This is a genomic window from Burkholderia sp. BCC0419 (genome assembly GCF_902830285.1).
Classification (GTDB): domain Bacteria; phylum Pseudomonadota; class Gammaproteobacteria; order Burkholderiales; family Burkholderiaceae; genus Burkholderia.
Window position 1 is genome coordinate 1,269,192 of the sequence record NZ_CADESR010000001.1, and the last position, 19,306, is coordinate 1,288,497.

Consider the following 19,306-nt stretch of genomic DNA (forward strand, 5'->3'; position numbering starts at 1 on the left):
CGCCTTATGCTGGTTAACCCGATCGCGTTTGAGCGGCATCAAGTTTTCCGGTGATGCCGCTTTACATTTAGCCAACATTGGCGATTCACGAAATCTACCTGTCGATTTGATTTCGTTCCTTTCGTCGCGCCTGTCCCCGATGCAAGGCGCGACCTCCTCAAGGCCTTGTTGACATGCATGATTTCCCCTTCCTGAGCCTGGCCATCTGGGTTCCGATACTGTTCGGCGCGGGGCTGCTGCGCGCCGGTTCCGACCAGCATGCACGCCGGATACGACTGATCGCGCTGGTCGGCGCGATTGCCGGGCTGGCGGCCGTCGTCCCGCTGATTGCCGGCTTCGACGCGCATTCGGCGGCGATGCAGTTCGTCGAAAGACGCGACTGGCTGGCGGCATTCAATGCCGGATGGCGGGTCGGCATCGACGGCGTGTCGCTGTGGCTCGTCGTGCTGACCGCGTTCACGACACTCGTGGTGGTGGTGGCGTCGTGGGAATCGGTCACGGTGCGCGTCGCGCAGTACTACGCGTCGTTCCTGATCCTGTCGGGGCTGATGGCCGGCGTGTTCGTCGCGCAGGACGGGCTGCTGTTCTTCATCTTCTTCGAGGCGACGCTGATCCCGCTGTACCTGCTGATCGGCACGTGGGGGCGTGAGCGCCGCGTGTATGCGGCCGTGAAGTTCTTCTTCATCTCGTTCGCCGGCTCGCTGTTGCTGCTGATGGCGATGCTGTACCTGTACGCGCAGTCGCATACGTTCGACATGGCCGTGTGGCGCACGCTGCAGCTCGGCTTCGCGCCGCAGTTGCTGGTGTTCCTCGGCTTCTTCGCCGCGTTCGCGGTCAAGGTGCCGATGTGGCCGGTCCACACGTGGCTGAGCGACGTGTACACGGACGGCCCGACGGGTGCCGCGCTGATGCTCGCGATGCTCAAGCTCGGCGGTTACGGGTTCCTGCGCTTCGCGCTGCCGATCACGCCCGACGCGAGCCACTTCTTCGCGCCGGCCGTGATCGCGCTGTCGCTGTTCGCGATCGTCTATGCGAGCCTGATCGCGCTCGCGCAGACCGATCTCGGCAAGCTGCTCGCGTATTCGACGGTCGCGCACATGGGGATCGTCACGCTCGGGCTGTTCCTGTTCAACCGGATCGGCGTGGAAGGCGCGATCGTGCAACTCGTGTCGTACGGCTTCGTGGCGGGCGCGATGCTGTTGTGCGTGAACGTGCTCGTGGATCGCACCCAGCAGCGCGAGATCGCCGCGTACGGCGGCGTGGCGGGCGTGATGCCGCGTTTCGCGACCTTCACGCTGCTGTTCGCGATGGCCAACGTCGGCCTGCCGGGCACGTCGGGGTTCGTCGGCGAGTTCATGGTGATCATGGGCGCGATCCGCTTCAACTTCTGGATCGGCGCGATCGCGGCGCTCACGCTGATCCTCAGCGCGTCGTACACGCTGTGGATGCTCAAGCGCGTGGTGTTCGGCAAGGTCGCGAGCCAGCGGATCGCGAAGCTCGCCGACCTGAACCGCCGCGAGATCGTGATGTTCGCGTCGCTCGCGCTGATCGTGCTGGCGGTCGGCATCGATCCGAAGCCGTTCACCGATGCGATCGATCCGACCGTCGGCAAGCTGATCCAGGAAGCGAGCCATTCGAAGGTGCCGGCAGGGGATGGCCCCGCGCAGGCGCTGCCGTCGTACATGGCATCGACGCACGACTGAGCGCGGCACACCGCGCCGCGCAAGCGCGCCGCATCGCGCGGCGGGCATCGTTGCGCACGCATCGATCGAGGCCCGGCACGGGGAGTGCCGGGCCCGCTTCCGGCTGCGTGAAATTGCCCCGCGACAATGTGACTCACGGCAGATTTTGCAATGATGATTTGCCGCATGCACCGGTTTTTCATCGCACTCGCGCGACGTATGATTCGGCCAATTTCGTGAATCGAATGCGCATCGGGCATACGCAAACGGATTCAATGACCCTCGGGCGGTGTGATGAAAAGAAGAGCTTCAAGAGGCTGGACGGCGCTGATGTCAATCGGCGCGGCGTTGAGCCTGTCAGGCTGTAATTTAGATGTACTAAATCCGAAAGGGAGCGTCGGCGCCGCCGAAAAGGCGCTGATCGCAACCTCGACGTGGGCGATGCTGATCGTCGTCGTGCCGGTGATCCTGCTCACGCTGTGGTTCGCGTGGCGTTATCGCGCGTCCAATCGCAATGCCACCTATGCGCCGAACTGGTCGCACTCGACCGCGATCGAAGTCGTGATCTGGACGGTGCCGACGCTGATCATCCTGTTCCTCGGCGTGCTCACGTGGAAGACCACGCATGAGCTCGATCCGTACAAGCCGCTCGAATCGGCGGTGAAGCCGATCGACGTCGAGGTGGTCGCGCTCGACTGGAAGTGGCTGTTCATCTATCCGGAACTCGGCATCGCGTCGGTGAACCAGCTCGCGATTCCGGTCGGCACGCCGGTGAACTTCCGCATCACGTCGGATTCGGTGATGAATTCGTTCTTCATCCCGCAGCTCGGCGGCCAGGTCTACGCGATGGCCGGCATGCAGACGCGCCTGCACCTGATCGCCGACGAGCCCGGCAACTACGCGGGCACGTCCGCCAACTTCAGCGGCCGCGGTTTCTCCGACATGAAGTTCCGCACCCTTGCCGAGCCGCGCGAGCAGTTCGACGCCTGGGTGCAGAAGGTGAAGGCGTCGCCGGACCGGCTCGACGCGACCCTATACGGCAGCGTCGCGCAGCCGAGCGAGAAGGCGCCGGTGCGCTACTTCTCGTCGGTCGATCCGCGGCTCTTCCACAACATCATCGCGAAATACAACGATGGCCACGTCCTCGACCTGAAGGACGCCGCCTGCGGCACGAAGGGGTAACGCATGTTCGGCAAACTCACACTTTCGGCGATCCCGTTCGATCAGCCCATCGTCATGGGGGCCGGCGCCTTCATGGGGCTGGTCGTACTGGGCATTCTCGCCGCGCTGACGATCACCGGCCGCTGGAAATGGCTGTGGACGGAATGGCTGACCACGGTCGACCACAAGAGACTCGGCGTGATGTACATCATCGTCGCGCTGATCATGCTGCTGCGCGGCTTCGCCGACGCGATCATGATGCGCATGCAGCTCGCGCTCGCGTACAACGCGCCCGGCTACCTGCCGCCGCACCACTATGACCAGATCTTCACGGCACACGGCGTGATCATGATCTTCTTCATGGCGATGGTGTTCATGGTCGGCCTGATGAACCTGGTCGTGCCGCTGCAGATCGGCGCGCGCGACGTCGCGTTCCCGTTCATCAACTCGCTGTCGTTCTGGATGACGGCGGTCAGCGCGATCCTGATCAACCTGTCGCTCGTGATCGGCGAATTCGCGCAGACGGGCTGGCTCGCGTACCCGCCGCTGTCGGAGCTGCAGTTCAGTCCGGGGGTAGGGGTCGACTACTACCTGTGGGCGCTGCAGATCTCCGGCGTCGGCACGCTGCTGACCGGCGTGAACTTCTTCGTGACGATCATCAAGATGCGCGCGCCCGGCATGACGCTGATGAAGATGCCGGTGTTCACGTGGACGGCCCTCTGCACGAACGTGCTGATCATGGCGTCGTTCCCGATCCTGACCGCGACGCTCGCGCTGCTTGGCCTCGACCGTTACCTCGGCATGCACTTCTTCACGAACGATGCCGGCGGCAACGCGATGCTGTACCTGAACCTGATCTGGGCGTGGGGCCATCCGGAGGTGTACATCCTGATCCTGCCGGCGTTCGGGATCTTCTCGGAAGTCATCGCGACGTTCGCGAAGAAGCCGCTGTTCGGCTACAAGACGATGGTGTACGCGACCTGCGCGATCATGGTGCTGTCGTTCCTTGTGTGGCTGCATCACTTCTTCACGATGGGCTCGGGCGCGAACGTGAATGCGTTCTTCGGGATCATGACGATGATCATCGCGATTCCGACCGGCGTGAAGGTGTTCAACTGGTTGTTCACGATGTACCGCGGCCGGATCGAATTCACGACACCCGTGCTGTGGACGATCGGCTTCATGGTCACGTTCACGATCGGCGGCATGACCGGCGTGATGATGGCGATTCCCGGCGCGGACTTCGTGCTGCACAACAGCCTGTTCCTGATCGCGCACTTCCACAACGTGATCATCGGCGGCGTGCTGTTCGGCTATCTCGCGGGCTTCAACTACTGGTTCCCGAAGGCGTTCGGCTTCAAGCTGAACGAGAAGCTCGGCAAGGCCGCGTTCTGGTTCTGGCAGGTCGGCTTCTACGTCGCGTTCGTGCCGCTCTACGTGCTCGGCTTCATGGGCATGACGCGCCGCCTGAACCACTACGACAACCCGGCCTGGCATCCGTGGCTGCTGGTCGCCGCGTTCGGCGCCGTGCTGATCGCGATCGGCATCGCGTGCCAGCTGCTGCAGCTGGTGGTCAGCATTCGCAACCGCCATCTGCCCGAGTACCGCGACACGACGGGCGACCCGTGGGGCGGCCGTACGCTGGAGTGGGCCACCTCGTCGCCGCCGGCCGACTACAACTTCGCGGTGATCCCGCAGGTGCGCACGCTCGACGCGTATGCGGACATGAAGGCGCGAGGCGAAGGCCGGCCGAACCCGGCATCGATTCGCGACATCCACATGCCGTCGAATACCTGTGCGGGCCTCGTGATCGCGATCTTCAGCCTGGTGCTCGGCTTCGCGCTGGTGTGGCACATCTGGTGGATGGCGATCGGCGGGCTCGTCGGGATCATCGCGACGCTCGTGATCTACAGCTCGCGCGATAACGACGGCTATTACATCCCTGCGTCGACGGTGCGCAAGACCGAAGACAAGCAGCCGACGAAGCGCACGGCGCGCGTCGACGACGTCGAACTGGAGGCCAACTGATGTTGCAGAAAACCTTGAGCGCAACCCTGCTCGAGCACGACGACCATCCGCCGTCGCATTCGGTGTTCGGTTTCTGGCTGTACCTGATGACCGACTGCGTGATCTTCGCGGCGCTGTTCGCGACGTTCGCGGTGCTCGGCCACCAGTACGCGGGCGGGCAGACCGCGAAAGAGCTGTTCGACATTCCGGGCGTCGCGGTCGAAACTGCCGCGCTGCTGCTGTCGAGCATCACGTACGGTTTCGCGATGCTCGCGGCGTACAAGCAGCGGCGCGGTGCGCTGCTCGCGTGGCTCGCGGTGACGTTCGTGCTCGGCGCGGCGTTTCTCACGATGGAACTGCGCGAGTTCTCGCACCTGATCGCGGAAGGCGCCGGCCCGCAGCGCAGCGCGTTCCTGTCGGCGTTCTTCACGCTGGTCGGCACGCACGGGCTGCACGTGACGGCCGGCCTCTTGTGGATGATCGTGCTTGCCGGGCAGATCGTGTTGCGCGGCGGCGACCTGACCGATCGCGACCTGCGACGCCTGACGTGCCTGAGCCTGTTCTGGCACTTCCTCGACATCGTGTGGATCTGCGTGTTTTCCTTTGTCTATCTCGCGAGCGTGATCTAAATGGCCCATTCGCATTCGTCTCAACTCGAAGAAGGGCACGGCAGTGTCGGCGGCTACGTCGCCGGTTTCATCCTGTCGGTGCTGCTCACGGTCGCGTCGTTCGGCCTCGTGATGGGCGGCGTGCTGTCGCCGCATGCGTCGCTGATCGGGCTGGCCGTGCTCGCGTTCGTGCAGATCGTCGTGCACCTCGTGTACTTCCTGCACATGAACGGCTCGTCGGGCCAGCGCTGGAACGTGATGGCGTTCAGCTATACGGTGTTGACCGTGGCGATCCTGATCGTCGGTACGCTGTGGGTGATGCACAACGTCAGCATGAACATGATGTCGCGCTGAGCGGCGGCGTGGCGCAGCGGGTCCATATCCATGCGCGTTCACGAAGAAAAGGCGGCACGCACGTGCCGCCTTTTTGCTTTTTCCGGCTGTTGCGTTGCGCCGGACAGGGCGGTCAGTGCCGCGCGCCCGCGTCGGCCGTCAGCGCATGCGTGCAGTCGGCGCGATACTCGGCGGCGAGCCGATGCTTCGCGCCGTCGAGATCGTCGGGGTAGTACGGGCTCGCGTGGGCTGGCTCGTAGCCGACCTGTTCGAGCTCGGTCAGCTCGCGCACGAGGTCCGCACGCGTGACGCCGCGACCCGTGTGCACGAACGGGTACGCGTTGCATTCCTGCGGTGTGAGGTGCGGCCCCGCGAACGCGGCGGTGCTGGCGCATGCGAGCAGCATGCAGGCGACGGTGGTCGACAGTTTCATCCGGTAGCTCCTGGTTTCGCGGCCCGATGCCGCATGACGTCAGCGTAGGCGGCCCCGGTCGCAGCGCGGGCGACGCACGGATGAAACATGTTTCATGTGCGCTCGGCGCGATGCAGGATGAAGCTATTTTCATCTGGCGCTGCACGGCGATCGCAGCGCTTACGATAGTGGCGGGCGCATCCTGCGCGCCCGTCTTGAAGTTCATTGCGAGGAGCATCATGCGAGTACTGACGGTCGAGGACGATGCGGTGACCGCGAACGAAATCGTCGGCGAACTGAACGCACGCGGGTTCGAGGTCGACTGGATCGACAACGGCCGCGAAGGGATGATGCGCGCGATGAGCGCATCGTACGACGCGATCACGCTGGACCGGATGCTGCCGGGCGCGGACGGCCTCGCGATCCTGACCGCGATGCGCACCGTCGGCATCGATACGCCCGTGCTGATGCTGAGCGCGCTCGGCGACGTCGACGAGCGCATCCGCGGGCTGCGCGCGGGCGGCGACGATTACCTGACGAAGCCGTTCGATTCCGGCGAACTGAGCGCGCGCATCGAAGTGCTGCTGCGCCGCCGGCAGGCATCGGGCGTGCCGCAGCAGACGCTGCTGAAGGTCGGCGCGCTCGAGCTCGACCTCATTTCGCGCTGCGCGCGCCGCGGCGCCGACGAGATTCCGCTGCTGCCGACCGAGTTCCGCGTGCTCGAATTCATGATGCGCAACGCGGGCCAGACGATCACGCGCACGATGCTGTTCGAGGCCGTGTGGGGTTATCACTTCGATCCCGGCACTAATCTGATCGACGTCCACATGGGGCGGTTGCGCAAGAAGATCGACCCGCCCGGCGCGAACCCGATGATCCAGACGGTGCGCGGGTCGGGCTACATGCTCGCTTGACGGAGGCACGAATGGACGCAGCCCGCGCGGCGAACTTCACGCGCCGCTGGCATACGACGACGTTTCGCTGGCTGTGTGCGTACGCGGCGATCTTCTCGGTGTCGCTGCTGCTGCTCGCGGGCGTGGTCAGCGTGGCCGCGACGCACACGATGACACGCGACACCGACGAGGTGCTCGCGTGGCAACTGATCTATTTCGATTCGATTCCCGACGCCGAGTTGCCGCTCGCGATTCATCGGCGGCTCGAGCACGAGCACATGCATACGAATTTCTACGGGCTGTTCGATGCGAGCGGGCGCCGCGTGGCCGGCGACATCGCGACGCCGCCCGCGCTGCACACCGATCGCCACGGCCGGACGCTGAACCGCACGCTCGCGCCGCTCGACGGCCAATCCTCGCCGATCGCGCGCGCGATGGCCGTGCGCCGCGACAACGGGATGACGCTGGTCGTCGCACGCGACCTGTCGCACTTCATCCAGGTCCGCGACGTCGCGATCCGTGGGCTCGTGATCGGTGGCGTGATGATCCTGATCGCGGGCATCGCCGGCGGCAGCATGCTCGGCATGCGGCAGATGCGCCGCGTCGCCGCGATCCGGCGCGTCACGCGACAGATCGCCGAAGGCGATCTCGGCAAGCGGCTGCCGGTCGGCCGCTACGATGAACTCGATCTGCTCGCGCATCTGGTGAACCACATGCTCGACGAAGTCGAGCGGCTGATGGGCGAGGTGCGGCATACCTGCGACGGGATCGCGCACGACCTGCGCACGCCGCTCGCACGCGTGCATACGATGCTGGCGCGGCTCGCCGACCAGCCGTTCTGCGCGCACGATCCCGCGTCGGCGGCGCTGCTGGCGTCGGCGCGCGACGAAACCGACCGCCTGCTCGAACGTTTTCGCGCGATGCTGCGCATCTCCGAGATCGGCACGCTGAGCCGGCGCGGCGGGTTTGCCGCGGTCGACGTCGCGGCCTTGCTGCGCGACGTGTGCGAGCTTTACGAGCCGCTCGCCGAGGCCGTCGACGTGTCGTTCGAGCTCGATGCGGCCACGGTCGACGGCATCCATGGCGATCGTGCGTTGCTGTTCGAGGCGTTCAGCAATCTCGCGGACAACGCGATCAAGTTCACGCCGCCGGGCGGCCGCGTGCACATCGTGCTCCAGACGGCGCCGCATGGTCCGCTCGTCCGGTTCGAGGACACCGGGCCCGGCATCCCGCCCGGCGAGCGTAATGCGGTGCTCGAACGCTTCTATCGCGGCGAGCGTACGCGTCATGTGAACGGCTCGGGGCTCGGGTTGAGCATCGTGTCGGCGGTGATGCGCGTGCACGGTTTCGCGCTGCGGATCGGCGATGCGCAGCCGGCCGGTGCGGCGATCACGGTCGAATGCTGGCCGCGTTCGCTCGCGTGACGGAGGAGGGGGCCGATCGATGCGCATCCTGCTGATTGCTCCGCCGACTCCGGACGCGTTGCGGCTCGACAAGGCGTTTCGAGAGAGCATGCACGGCGTCGAGCGCGTCGGCGAATGGCGCGACGGCTGTTTCGCCGCGACGCAGGAGCGGTTCGACGCGGTCGTGATCGTCGCGACCGATGGTGCTTCCACGCCGGCGATTCTCGACGGATTGCCGCTGCTCGCCGCGTCGGCCGGCAGCGCCACGATCGTCGCGATCGTCGCCGGCGCAACGTCCGCCCAGCGCGCGCAGATGCTCAAGGCCGGCTGCGACGTATGTCTGGCCCATCCGTGTTCGTTCATCGAATTGCACGAGCGGTTGCGTGCGCTGTGGCGCCGCGCGGGCATCATCGCGATGCGTGAATCGATCCGGCTCGACACGGCGACGCGCGCACTCGACGAGCGTGGCCGGCGGCTCGCGCTCAGCGCACGGGAGTTTCGCGTGGTCGAATGCCTGCTGCGCGAAGCAGGGCGGCCGGTCGGGCGCGACGCCGTGCTGCGTTATGCCTGGGACGATGCCGACATCGAACCCGAAACGGTCAATGCGCTGGTCGTACGGTTGCGGCGCAAGCTGGCCGCGCATGCGTTTTCCGCGCGGATCGAAACGGTTGCGCGATTCGGCTTCCGGTTCGACACGGGCGGATGACGGGTGCGGATATCGACGCTCGAGCGGAGGAATATCCTGACGATCCCGGCGTTGCGGAACGACTGCGACTCGATGTGCGCGGGCCCGGAGGGCAAATCGGCGTCGATTGTTACAAGACGTTAGCGCGGTCTTCCCGTTGCGATGCCGCGCATCAGTTCTTACAAACTTGAAATATGCGGAGACGGCGCTTGCCGCTATAGTCGAATCACACATGACACAACCAGAAGAGGAATCCATGAAGACTTTGCGTGTTGCCTCGCTCCTGACCGGTATGACGGCCTTGCTCGTGTCGGGCGCAGCAATGGCGGGAGTCAATGTCGGGATCAACGTCGGCGTGCCGGCACCGGTCTACGTCGCGCCCGCGCCCGTGTATGCGCCGCCGCCTCCGCCGGTCGTCTATCAGCCGGCGCCTGTCTATGCACCGGCGCCCGTGTACGCACCGGCGGTCGTGATCGGCTGGCACGGCGACCGCTACTGGGACGGCCGCCGCTACTGGGGCCGCGACGAGTGGTATCGCCGTCACGGCCGCGGCTGGGGCGGCGATCGCGGTCACGGTCACTGGGACAACGGCCGCCACAACGGCTGGCGCTGATCGGCCGGTCGCGCATGCGTGCCGCGTGCGCGACAACTGCTCGTGAGAAAACCGCCCGCGTGGCGGTTTTCTTTTGGCTCGACGGATTGAATGGGTAGAATCGTTCCACGTTACTACCCTCATTCGACCGAAGAGCCTCTATGACGAAGGGTTCGCCCCGGGCCGCCGCCGCGCGCGCCTGCCTCGGCGCGCTGCGGGCCGCCGGCCGCGTGACCGCGGTGCTGGCGCTGCACGCGGCGCTGGCCGCGCCGGCCGCGTACGCGGCCTACGCGATTGCGCAGTACGGCGAGCCGAAGTATCCGCCGGGCTTCAGGCATTTCGACTACGTGAACCCCTTCGCGCCGAAGGGCGGCACGCTCGTGCTCGCGAACCCGAGCCGGCTGACGTCGTTCGACAAGTTCAATCCGTTCACGATGCGCGGCAACTCGGCGCCCGGCATCGACATGCTGTTCGAGAGCCTCGCGACCGGCAGCTCCGACGAACCGGCGTCCGCATACGGGCTGCTGGCCGACGACATCGACGTCGCGCCGGACCGCCGCTCGGTCACGTTTCACCTGAACCCGCGCGCACGCTTCTCGAACGGCGATCGCGTCACGGCCGACGACGTCAAGTTTTCGTTCGACACGCTGAAGAGCAAGCAGGCCGCACCGCAGTTCGGTGCGTATTTCGCGGAGATCGCGAAGGCCGTGGTCGTCGATCCGGCGACCGTGCGTTTCGAGTTCCGCAGCGCGAATCGCGAGTTGCCGCTGATCGCCGGCGGCGTGCCCGTGTTCTCTCGCAAGTGGGGATTGCGCGCGGACGGCTCGCGCATCCCGTTCGACCAGCTCGCGTTCGAGCAGCCGATCGGCAGCGGCCCGTACCTGATCGAGCGCTACGACAACGGCCGCACGATCACCTACCGGCGCAACCCCGCGTACTGGGGCGCCGACCTGCCGGTACGGATCGGCACCCACAACTTCGAGCGGATCGTCTACAAGCTGTACGGCGACGGCGTCGCGCGGCTCGAGGCGTTCAAGGCGGGCGAATACGACGTGCTCGTCGAGTACATCGCGCGCAACTGGACGCGGCGCGACGTCGGCAAGCGTTTCGACAGCGGCGAGCTCGTCAAGCGCGAATTCCGCCAGCACAACGGCGCGGGCATGCAGGGTTTCTTCATGAACCTGCGCCGGCCGCTGTTTCGCGACGTGCGGGTGCGTCAGGCGCTCGATCTCGCGTTCGACTTCGAATGGCTGAACCGGCAACTGTTCTACAGCGCCTACACGCGCCTCAACAGTTATTTCGCCGACACCGACCTGCAGGCGACCGGCACGCCGGGCGCAGGCGAGCTGAAGCTGCTGGAGCCGCTGCGCGCGCAGCTCGACCCGGCCGTGTTCGGCCCGATGGTCACGCAGCCGGACACGAACCCGCCGGGCTCGCTGCGCGCGAACCTGCTGAAGGCGCGCGCGCTGCTCGCGCAGGCCGGCTGGACCTACCGCGACGGCGCGTTGCGTAACGCGAAGGGCGAGCCGTTCACGTTCGAGATCCTCGACGATGCGGGCGCGGCGATGGAAGGTATCGTGACCGCCTACCAGCGCAATCTGGCGAAGCTCGGCATCGACGCACGCTTTCGCACGGCCGACTACGCGCTGCTGCAAAAGCGTCTCGACGCGTTCGACTACGACATGACGACGATCCGTTTGCCGGGCGTGCAGGTGCCGGGCGCCGAGCAGTTCTCGCGCTACGGCAGCAAGTTCGCCGACGAACCGGGCTCGGACAACATCATCGGGCTGAAATCGCCGGCCGTCGACGCACTGCTGCATGCCCTCGGCACCGCGCAGACGCGCGAGGAACTGCTCGACGCGACGCACGCGCTCGATCGCGTGCTGATGCACGGCTACTACGCGGTCCCGCAGTGGTACAGCACGACGCACCGCATCGCGTACAAGCGCACGCTCGCCTATCCGCAGACGCTGCCGCTGTACTATTCGGCCGAGGGCTGGGTCGTGTCGACCTGGTGGGCGAAGCCCGATCACTGAGCCGCGCCGGCCCTCCGTCCAACCCCGCCACCCGATCACGAGTCGACGCCCTATGTGGAGCTACATCCTCAAACGCCTGCTGCTGATGATCCCGACGCTCGTCGGCGTGCTGACGCTCACGTTCGCGGTGATCCAGTTCGTGCCGGGCGGCCCGGTCGAGCAGGCCGTGCAGGAGTTGCGCAAGGGCGCGACGGAGCAGGGGGCGACGCCGTTCGGGATGCGCGCGCACACCGGCGTCGACGCGCAGCAGCTCGCGCAGCTCAAGGCGCTGTACGGTTTCGACAAGCCGCCGCTCGAACGCTACTGGCTGATGCTGAAGCGCTTCGCGCGCTTCGATCTCGGTGACAGCTATTTCCGTCACCAGAGCGTGTGGTCGCTGGTCGTGCAGAAGCTGCCCGTGTCGATCAGCATCGGGCTGTGGACGTTCTTCCTCACGTACCTGATCTCGGTGCCGCTCGGCATCGCGAAGGCGGTGCGCAATGGCTCGCCGTTCGACGTCGCGACGAGCCTCGTCGTGCTCGTCGGCTATGCGATTCCGGGCTTCGTGCTCGGCGTGCTGCTGCTCGTGCTGTTCGGCGGCGGCTCGTTCTGGCAGCTCTTTCCGCTGCGCGGCCTCACGTCGGACAACTTCGCGCAGCTGTCGCTCGTCGGCAAGGTGCTCGACTACCTGTGGCACATCGCGCTGCCGATCACCGCGTCGGTCGTCGGCAGCTTCGCGGTCGTCACGATGCTCACGAAGAACGCGTTCCTCGACCAGATCCGCCGGCAATACGTGCTGACCGCGCGCGCGAAGGGGCTCTCCGAGCGCAGCGTGCTGTGGAAGCACGTGTTCCGCAATGCGATGCTGCCGCTGATCGTCGGCTTCCCGGCCGCGTTCATCGGTGCGTTCTTCACGGGCAGCCTGCTGATCGAGACGCTGTTCTCGCTCGACGGCCTCGGGCTGCTGTCGTACGAATCGGTCGTGCGGCGCGACTATCCGGTCGTGCTCGGCACGCTGTACCTGTTCACGCTGATCGGGCTCGCGACCAAGCTGATCTCCGATCTTTGCTATGTGTGGGTCGATCCGCGCATTCAATTCGACAACCTGGAGCGCTGACATGAAACGAGCCATTCGCATGCCCGGCGTCAGCCGGCGAGGCGCGCGATGAACCGGGCCGTCGCCTCTACCCGCATCGAAGCCGCGCGGGCGCGCGTGTCGCCGTCGCCCACCCGCCGCGTGTGGCAGCGCTTCAGGCAGCAGCGTCTCGGCTACTGGAGCTTCGTGATCTTCGTCGTGGCCTTTGCCGCGAGCCTCGCGGCGCCGCTGTGGTCGAACGACAAGCCGCTCGTCGTGCATTACGACGGCCAGTATTATTTCCCGATGTTCCATGCGTACCCGGAGACGGCCTTCGGCGGCGATTTCCCGACGCCGGCCGACTATCTCGATCCGTATGTGCGCAAGCGGCTCGAGGCGCCCGGCAACTTCGTCGTCTATCCGCCGAACCGCTATTACTATGACACGCTGAACTACTTCTCGACCGTGCCGAACCCGGCGCCGCCGTCGCGCGAGAACTGGCTCGGCACCGATGCGCAGGGCCGCGACCTGCTCGCGCGGCTCGTGTACGGGTTCCGCATCTCGGTCGAGTTCGGGCTGATCCTGACCGTGATCGGCACGCTGCTCGGGATCGCCGCGGGCGCCGTGCAAGGCTTCTTCGGCGGGCGCATCGACATCGTCGGGCAGCGGCTGATCGAGATCTGGAGCTCGTTGCCGGAGCTGTACCTGCTGATCATCTTCGCGTCGATCTTCGAGCCGAGCTTCCTGCTGCTGATCGTGCTGCTGTCGCTGTTCGGCTGGATCGGCCTCGCCGACTACGTGCGCGCGGAATTCCTGCGCAACCGCACGCAGGACTACGTGCGCGCGGCCCGTGCGATGGGGCTCACGAACGGGCAGATCATCTGGCGCCACGTGCTGCCGAACAGCCTCACGCCGGTGATCACGTTCCTGCCGTTCCGGATGAGCGGCTCGATCCTCGCGCTGACGAGCCTCGACTTCCTCGGGCTCGGCGTGCCGCCGCCGACGCCGAGCCTCGGTGAGCTGCTCGCGCAGGGCAAGGGCAACCTCGATGCGTGGTGGATCTCGCTGTCGACGTTCGGCGTGCTGGTCGCGACGCTGCTGCTGCTGACCTTCATGGGCGATGCACTGCGCAACGCGCTCGACACGCGGATCGCCGATTCGGTGCGCGCAGCGGGAGGCCAGCGATGAGCGACGCGGTCGTATCGAAGGCGGACGAACCGCTGCTGTCGCTCGAGCATCTGCATGTGCGCTTCGGCGACACGGTGGCCGTCGACGACGTGACGCTCGCGATCGGGCGCGGCGAGCGGGTCGCGCTCGTCGGCGAGTCGGGGTCCGGCAAGAGCGTGACCGCGCTGTCGATCCTGCGGTTGCTGCACGACGCCGAAGTCGGCGGCGCGATCCGCTTCGCGGGGCAGGACCTGATGGGCAAGAGCGAGCGCGAGATGCGCGGGCTGCGCGGCTCGGACATCGCGATGATCTTCCAGGAGCCGATGACGGCGCTCAACCCGCTGTATACGATCGGCGTGCAGATCGGCGAGACGATCGTGCTGCACGACGGCGTATCGGCCGTGGAGGCGCGCAAGCGCACGATCGCATTGCTCGCGCGCACCGGCATCGCGGAGCCCGAGCGGCGCGTCGACAGCTACCCGCACCAGTTGTCGGGCGGCCAGCGGCAGCGCGCGATGATCGCGATGGCGCTCGCGTGCCGGCCGCGCCTGCTGCTGGCCGACGAGCCGACCACCGCGCTCGACGTGACGATCCGCGCGCAGATCGTCGACCTGCTGCTGGAGCTGCAGCGCGCCGAAGCGGAAAAGCGCGGGATGTCGATCCTGCTGATCACGCACGACCTGAATCTCGTGCGGCACTTCGCGCAGCGCGTCGCGGTGATGGAGCACGGCCGGCTCGTCGAGAGCGGGCCGGTCGAGCGGATCTTCGCGGCACCCGAGCATCCGTACACGCAGCGGCTGCTGAACAGCCGGCCGCAGCGCACAGTCACGCCGGTGATGCCGATCGCGCCCGTCGTGCTCGACGCGCGCCACGTGAGCGTGCAGTTCGCGCGCAAGCGGCCGGGCTTCGCGGGCTGGTTCGGCACGGTGCCGGTGACGGCCGTTGCCGACGTGTCGGTGTCGGTGAGGCAGGGCGAAACGCTCGGCATCGTCGGCGAATCGGGATCGGGGAAATCGACGCTCGCGATGGCGCTGCTCGGGCTGCAGAAGACCGCCGGCGGCGAGATCGAATTCCAGGGACGTGCGCTGTCGACCTATCGCGGCCGCGAACAGACCGCGCTGCGTTCGAACATGCAGGTGGTCTTTCAGGATCCGTTCAGTTCGCTTTCGCCGCGTCACACGATCGAGCGGATCGTCGGCGAGGGGCTCGAGCTGCATCGCCCGGACATGACGCCCGACGCGCGCCGCGCGAAGTCGCTCGCGGTGCTGCGCGAAGTCGGCCTCGACCATACGGTGCTGCATCGTTATCCGCACGAATTCTCGGGCGGCCAGCGCCAGCGGATCGCGATCGCGCGCGCGCTGGTGCTGGAGCCGCGCATCCTGATCCTCGACGAGCCGACGTCGGCGCTCGACGTGTCGATCCAGCAGCAGGTGCTGAAGCTGCTCGCGAATTTGCAACAGAAATACAACCTCGGCTATGTCTTCATCAGCCACGATCTGGAGGTGATCGGCGCGATGGCGCACCGCGTCGCGGTGATGCAGGACGGCGCCGTCGTCGAGTCGGGGGAGGTGTCCGAGATCTTCGCCAGACCGTCACATCCTTACACACAAAAGCTGTTGAAAGCGGTCTGGAAAGCGTGATAGGCGTCCAATGGTCTGACCATCTCGATTGTATTTATTAATTTGTTTTGACAAACGATTACGCGCTGGCTAGTATCGACCGAAATTTTCCGCCAATCAGCTGATTTTTAAGCAAATTCCATCGACCAATGCAGCATCGATCCCTGACCCAGGCATGCGCGCGCACCATCGCCGGGCTCTTCATCGGCGCCCTGTTCGCAGCAGCTCCCGGCGCGTTCGCCGACGAAGTCAGCAGTTTTAACCAGAATGTCACCAATTCGACTCAGATCGGGTCGGGTGCCTCCCTCCAGCAGACCAGCGCGCAGCCGTCGAGCGGCGGTGCGAAGTCGTTCCTTGCCGGCATGGCGGGCAAGGCAGGCGACGTGGTGGTCGGCGCGCTGAACATGATCGGCGTGCGGTATCGCTGGGGCGGCAACTCGCCGGATTCGGGCCTCGACTGCAGCGGCTTCGTGCGCTACGTGTTCCAGGACACGCTCGGCATGTCGCTGCCGCGTCGCGCGGAAGAAATGAGCCGCGTCGGCGAGAAGGTGAGCATGAGCAACCTGAAGCCGGGCGATCTCGTGTTCTTCAACACGATGCGCCGCACGTTCTCGCACGTCGGCATCTACATCGGCGACAACAAGTTCGTGCATTCGCCGTCGACGGGCAGCACCGTCCGCGTCGACGATCTCGACAGCGGCTACTGGGAAAAGCGTTTCACCGGCGCGCGCCGGATCGAATCGGAATTCCCGATGAAGCCCGAAGACCTGCGGCGTGTGCGCGCGACGATCGGCGACGATTCGGCGAACGGCAACAACTGACGGTTGCCGGCCGGTTGGGCCGGACGATAAAAAACCCTGTCACCGAAAGGCGGCAGGGTTTTTTGTTTTGGGGCCGGCGCGGCCGACGAGGCGGAAGTCGTTCCGTCGGCCACCGGGAGGCGGCGTGTGCCGCAGCCTCCCGCACCTCGCGGCTTACGCGGTCGTAGCCACGCCGCGTGCCGCCGCAAGCTTGCGCTGCAGTTCCGGCATGATGCGCGCGACCGCTTCCTCGCCCGCGAGGATCGCCGCGTTGCGCTGGTTGAAGTCGCTGCCACCCATCGCCGCGAGGTTCGGGCGAATCGCGACGTCCGCATACTTGTCGAGCTCGTAGGTCTTGATCGTCTGGCCCATGATCGTGAAGGTCTGCAGCAGCATCTCGATCGGGTTGTTGGTCGCCGCGCCGTCCGGCCGGGCCGAGATGTCGACCGCGATCACGAAGCTCGCGCCCATCTTGCGCGCGAACGACGCCGGCACCGGGCTCACCAGGCCGCCGTCCACATATTCGCGATTGCCGATCTTCACCGGCTCGAACACCGACGGCACGCTGCACGATGCGCGTACCGCGAGCCCGGTATTGCCTTGCTGGAACAGGATCGGCTGGCCGCTTTGCAGGTCCGTCGCGACGATGCCGAGCGGCTTCGCCATCTTCTCGATCGGCCGGTTGTTGAGCGTCTTGTTCAGGAAGTTCTGCAGCGCGACGCCTTGCAGCAGGCCGCGCGAGCGAAACGGCAGCGCCCAGTCGCTGATCGATGCCTGGTCCATGTCGAGCGCGATCTTGTTGATCTGCAGCGCGCTCATGCCGGACGCGTAGAGCGCGCCGACCACCGAGCCCGCGCTCGTCCCGGCGACGATCTCGATCGGAATGCCGCGCGCCTCGAGCGCCTTCAGCACGCCGATATGCGAGAAGCCGCGCGCGGCGCCGCCGCCGAGCGCGATGCCGATCTTGACGGGCTTCTCCTGCGGCAGGGCCGTGCCGGGGCGGGACTTGTCGCCGAAGGACGTACAGGCGGCGAGGCTGGCGGACGCGCACGCGATCGTGAAGTGGCGGCGCGACAGGCGAGGGGACGACATCGAATGGTTCTCCGGCGGCTTGGCGGCGGGTTACACGGCCCGCGGCGGCGATAGGTTCCGAGCGGCCGCGCAGCGGGTTCCGTGCGGCCGGCGCCGCGCCGGCTGGCGGCCGCGGCGCGCACATCATAAAGCAAGCGGTGCGCTTGGCGCGATGTCCGGCGCGAGTATAATTCCGGCTTCTTTCCCGTTCCGGGCGTCGCCGGCTCCGTTGCTGTCCGGGCTGCCGTCGTCGTCCCGCGTCGAATCATTCATGCGCCCCAGGCGTTCGAGTTACCGTTTATGACCCGTCCTGTCCGTACCCGCTTCGCGCCGAGTCCCACCGGCTTCATCCACCTCGGCAACATCCGCTCCGCGCTTTATCCGTGGGCGTTCGCCCGCAAGATGAAAGGCACGTTCGTGCTGCGCATCGAGGATACCGACGTCGAGCGCTCGTCGCAGGAAGCGGTCGATGCGATCCTCGAGGGGATGCAATGGCTCGGGCTGGATTTCGACGAAGGCCCGATCTACCAGATGCAGCGGATGGACCGCTATCGCGAAGTGCTCGCGCAGATGCTCGAGAAGGGCCTCGCGTACCCGTGCTACATGTCGGCCGAGGAACTCGACGCGCTGCGCGAACGCCAGCGCGAAGCCGGCCTGAAGCCGCGCTACGACGGCACGTGGCGTCCGGAGCCCGGCAAGGTGCTGCCGGAGCCGCCGGCCGGCGTGAAGCCGGTGCTGCGCTTCCGCAATCCGCTGACGGGCACGGTCGTGTGGGACGACGCGGTGAAGGGGCGTGTCGAGATCTCGAACGAGGAACTCGACGACCTCGTGATCGCGCGCCCGGACGGCACGCCGATCTACAATTTCTGCGTGGTGGTGGACGACATGGACATGGGCATCACGCACGTGATCCGTGGCGACGACCACGTGAACAACACGCCGCGCCAGATCAACATCCTGAATGCGCTCGGCGGCGAGCCGCCCGTCTATGCGCACCTGCCGACCGTGCTGAACGAGCAGGGCGAGAAGATGAGCAAGCGGCATGGCGCGATGAGCGTGATGGCGTACCGCGACGCGGGCTTCCTGCCGGAGGCCGTCGTCAACTATCTCGCGCGTCTGGGCTGGTCGCACGGCGACGCCGAGATCTTCTCGCGCGAGCAGTTCGTCGAATGGTTCGATCTCGAGCATCTCGGCAAGTCGCCCGCGCAGTACGACCACAGCAAGCTGAGCTGGCTGAACGCGCATTACATCAAGGAAGCCGACAACGCGCGCCTCGCCGAACTCGCGAAACCGTTCCTCGCGGCGCTCGGCATCGACGACGCGGCGATCGCGACGGGCCCCGCGCTCGACGCGGTGGTCGGCCTGATGAAGGATCGTGCGACGACGGTCAAGGAGATCGCGGAAGGCGCGACGATGTTCTACCGCGTGCCGGCGCCCGACGCCGATGCGCTCGCGCAGCACGTGACCGATGTGGTGCGCCCGGCGCTGGCCGATCTCGTCGCCGCGCTGAAGGCGGCCGACTGGACGAAGGAAGCGGTGTCCGCCGCGTTGAAGGCGACGCTCGCCACGCACAAGCTGAAGATGCCGCAGCTCGCGATGCCGGTGCGTCTGCTGGTGGCGGGCACCACGCACACGCCGTCGATCGACGCGGTGCTCGTGCTGTTCGGTCGCGACGTCGTGGTGTCGCGCATCGAGGCCGCGGTGGCCTGACGTTCGTGCGCGCGAAGCTGTCCGCGCGTGAGTGCGCGGCGGCTTCGCAAAAAATTTCGTGTGAATCGTAAAA

17 protein-coding genes are annotated in these 19,306 nt (G+C 66.2%); 15 read left to right on the top strand and 2 right to left on the bottom strand.

All coding sequences use genetic code 11. The features are described 5' to 3' along the window. Positions 1-173 precede the first annotated feature (173 nt). From HWW87_RS05600 to cyoD, 5 genes are all read left to right on the top strand, one after another. Positions 174-1,703: an NADH-quinone oxidoreductase subunit M gene (locus HWW87_RS05600; RefSeq protein WP_175819556.1), complete on the top strand. Its 1,530-nt coding sequence runs from the start codon at positions 174-176 to the stop codon at positions 1,701-1,703. Positions 1,704-1,976: 273 nt separating this feature from the next. Further along, positions 1,977-2,864 carry a ubiquinol oxidase subunit II gene (gene cyoA, locus HWW87_RS05605; RefSeq protein WP_175819557.1) on the top strand — a complete coding sequence of 296 codons (888 nt, stop codon included), beginning with the start codon at positions 1,977-1,979 and terminating at the stop codon, positions 2,862-2,864. A gap of 3 nt (positions 2,865-2,867) precedes the next feature. Beyond that, complete coding sequence (gene cyoB / locus HWW87_RS05610; protein ID WP_175819558.1) at positions 2,868-4,871, top strand: cytochrome o ubiquinol oxidase subunit I; 2,004 nt, start codon at positions 2,868-2,870, stop codon at positions 4,869-4,871. Continuing rightward, a complete protein-coding gene (gene cyoC / locus HWW87_RS05615) occupies positions 4,871-5,479 on the top strand; it encodes a cytochrome o ubiquinol oxidase subunit III (RefSeq protein WP_175819559.1) in 609 nt (202 codons plus the stop codon). Before cyoB ends, cyoC begins: the two co-directional genes overlap by 1 nt. Further along, positions 5,480-5,812, top strand: a complete 333-nt coding sequence (gene cyoD / locus HWW87_RS05620) for a cytochrome o ubiquinol oxidase subunit IV (protein WP_174388095.1) — start codon at positions 5,480-5,482, stop codon at positions 5,810-5,812. A 112-nt stretch (positions 5,813-5,924) separates the two neighbouring features. On the opposite strand, the gene HWW87_RS05625 is transcribed toward cyoD, so the two are convergent. Beyond that, entirely contained in the window at positions 5,925-6,224 is a 300-nt protein-coding gene (locus HWW87_RS05625; protein WP_175819560.1) for a DUF4148 domain-containing protein, read from the bottom strand. A gap of 218 nt (positions 6,225-6,442) precedes the next feature. Here HWW87_RS05625 and HWW87_RS05630 point away from each other — a divergent pair, with 218 nt between their 5' ends. From HWW87_RS05630 to HWW87_RS05670, 9 genes are all read left to right on the top strand, one after another. Then, a complete protein-coding gene (locus tag HWW87_RS05630) occupies positions 6,443-7,117 on the top strand; it encodes a response regulator transcription factor (RefSeq protein WP_174431825.1) in 675 nt (224 codons plus the stop codon). An 11-nt stretch (positions 7,118-7,128) separates the two neighbouring features. Beyond that, the gene (locus HWW87_RS05635; RefSeq protein ID WP_175819561.1) at positions 7,129-8,520 is read left to right on the top strand and encodes a HAMP domain-containing sensor histidine kinase; all 1,392 of its coding nucleotides are present in this window, start codon (positions 7,129-7,131) and stop codon (positions 8,518-8,520) included. 19 nt (positions 8,521-8,539) lie between these two features. Further along, positions 8,540-9,205 (top strand): winged helix-turn-helix domain-containing protein, encoded by a 666-nt coding sequence (locus tag HWW87_RS05640; RefSeq protein ID WP_175819562.1) that lies wholly within the window; start codon positions 8,540-8,542, stop codon positions 9,203-9,205. Positions 9,206-9,440: 235 nt separating this feature from the next. After that, positions 9,441-9,797, top strand: a complete 357-nt coding sequence (locus HWW87_RS05645; RefSeq protein WP_174431828.1) for a hypothetical protein — start codon at positions 9,441-9,443, stop codon at positions 9,795-9,797. 140 nt (positions 9,798-9,937) lie between these two features. Then, a complete protein-coding gene (locus HWW87_RS05650; RefSeq protein ID WP_175819563.1) occupies positions 9,938-11,812 on the top strand; it encodes an extracellular solute-binding protein in 1,875 nt (624 codons plus the stop codon). Between the two features lie 52 nt (positions 11,813-11,864). After that, positions 11,865-12,908: an ABC transporter permease subunit gene (locus HWW87_RS05655; RefSeq protein WP_006481944.1), complete on the top strand. Its 1,044-nt coding sequence runs from the start codon at positions 11,865-11,867 to the stop codon at positions 12,906-12,908. Positions 12,909-12,956: 48 nt separating this feature from the next. Then, complete coding sequence (locus HWW87_RS05660) at positions 12,957-14,054, top strand: ABC transporter permease (RefSeq protein WP_175819564.1); 1,098 nt, start codon at positions 12,957-12,959, stop codon at positions 14,052-14,054. Further along, positions 14,051-15,673, top strand: coding sequence for a dipeptide ABC transporter ATP-binding protein (locus HWW87_RS05665; protein WP_175819565.1), 1,623 nt, complete (start codon positions 14,051-14,053; stop codon positions 15,671-15,673). The genes HWW87_RS05660 and HWW87_RS05665 overlap by 4 nt, the downstream gene beginning before the upstream one ends. 128 nt (positions 15,674-15,801) lie before the next feature. Further along, positions 15,802-16,473, top strand: a complete 672-nt coding sequence (locus tag HWW87_RS05670; protein ID WP_174390220.1) for a C40 family peptidase — start codon at positions 15,802-15,804, stop codon at positions 16,471-16,473. A 153-nt stretch (positions 16,474-16,626) separates the two neighbouring features. Here HWW87_RS05670 and HWW87_RS05675 read toward each other — a convergent pair whose 3' ends face one another. Continuing rightward, positions 16,627-17,544 carry a patatin-like phospholipase family protein gene (locus HWW87_RS05675; protein WP_175819566.1) on the bottom strand — a complete coding sequence of 306 codons (918 nt, stop codon included), beginning with the start codon at positions 17,542-17,544 and terminating at the stop codon, positions 16,627-16,629. A gap of 279 nt (positions 17,545-17,823) precedes the next feature. Between HWW87_RS05675 and gltX the strand changes: the two genes are divergently transcribed. Then, positions 17,824-19,233: a glutamate--tRNA ligase gene (gene gltX, locus HWW87_RS05680; RefSeq protein WP_175819567.1), complete on the top strand. Its 1,410-nt coding sequence runs from the start codon at positions 17,824-17,826 to the stop codon at positions 19,231-19,233. Positions 19,234-19,306: the final 73 nt, after the last annotated feature.

Coding starts and splice junctions, on each gene's coding strand:
- HWW87_RS05600 (WP_175819556.1), top strand. CDS start 174: ATGCATGATTTCCCCTTCCTGAGCCTGGCCATCTGGGTTCCGATACTG.
- cyoA (WP_175819557.1), top strand. CDS start 1,977: ATGAAAAGAAGAGCTTCAAGAGGCTGGACGGCGCTGATGTCAATCGGC.
- cyoB (WP_175819558.1), top strand. CDS start 2,868: ATGTTCGGCAAACTCACACTTTCGGCGATCCCGTTCGATCAGCCCATC.
- cyoC (WP_175819559.1), top strand. CDS start 4,871: ATGTTGCAGAAAACCTTGAGCGCAACCCTGCTCGAGCACGACGACCAT.
- cyoD (WP_174388095.1), top strand. CDS start 5,480: ATGGCCCATTCGCATTCGTCTCAACTCGAAGAAGGGCACGGCAGTGTC.
- HWW87_RS05625 (WP_175819560.1), bottom strand. CDS start 6,224: ATGAAACTGTCGACCACCGTCGCCTGCATGCTGCTCGCATGCGCCAGC.
- HWW87_RS05630 (WP_174431825.1), top strand. CDS start 6,443: ATGCGAGTACTGACGGTCGAGGACGATGCGGTGACCGCGAACGAAATC.
- HWW87_RS05635 (WP_175819561.1), top strand. CDS start 7,129: ATGGACGCAGCCCGCGCGGCGAACTTCACGCGCCGCTGGCATACGACG.
- HWW87_RS05640 (WP_175819562.1), top strand. CDS start 8,540: ATGCGCATCCTGCTGATTGCTCCGCCGACTCCGGACGCGTTGCGGCTC.
- HWW87_RS05645 (WP_174431828.1), top strand. CDS start 9,441: ATGAAGACTTTGCGTGTTGCCTCGCTCCTGACCGGTATGACGGCCTTG.
- HWW87_RS05650 (WP_175819563.1), top strand. CDS start 9,938: ATGACGAAGGGTTCGCCCCGGGCCGCCGCCGCGCGCGCCTGCCTCGGC.
- HWW87_RS05655 (WP_006481944.1), top strand. CDS start 11,865: ATGTGGAGCTACATCCTCAAACGCCTGCTGCTGATGATCCCGACGCTC.
- HWW87_RS05660 (WP_175819564.1), top strand. CDS start 12,957: ATGAACCGGGCCGTCGCCTCTACCCGCATCGAAGCCGCGCGGGCGCGC.
- HWW87_RS05665 (WP_175819565.1), top strand. CDS start 14,051: ATGAGCGACGCGGTCGTATCGAAGGCGGACGAACCGCTGCTGTCGCTC.
- HWW87_RS05670 (WP_174390220.1), top strand. CDS start 15,802: ATGCAGCATCGATCCCTGACCCAGGCATGCGCGCGCACCATCGCCGGG.
- HWW87_RS05675 (WP_175819566.1), bottom strand. CDS start 17,544: ATGTCGTCCCCTCGCCTGTCGCGCCGCCACTTCACGATCGCGTGCGCG.
- gltX (WP_175819567.1), top strand. CDS start 17,824: ATGACCCGTCCTGTCCGTACCCGCTTCGCGCCGAGTCCCACCGGCTTC.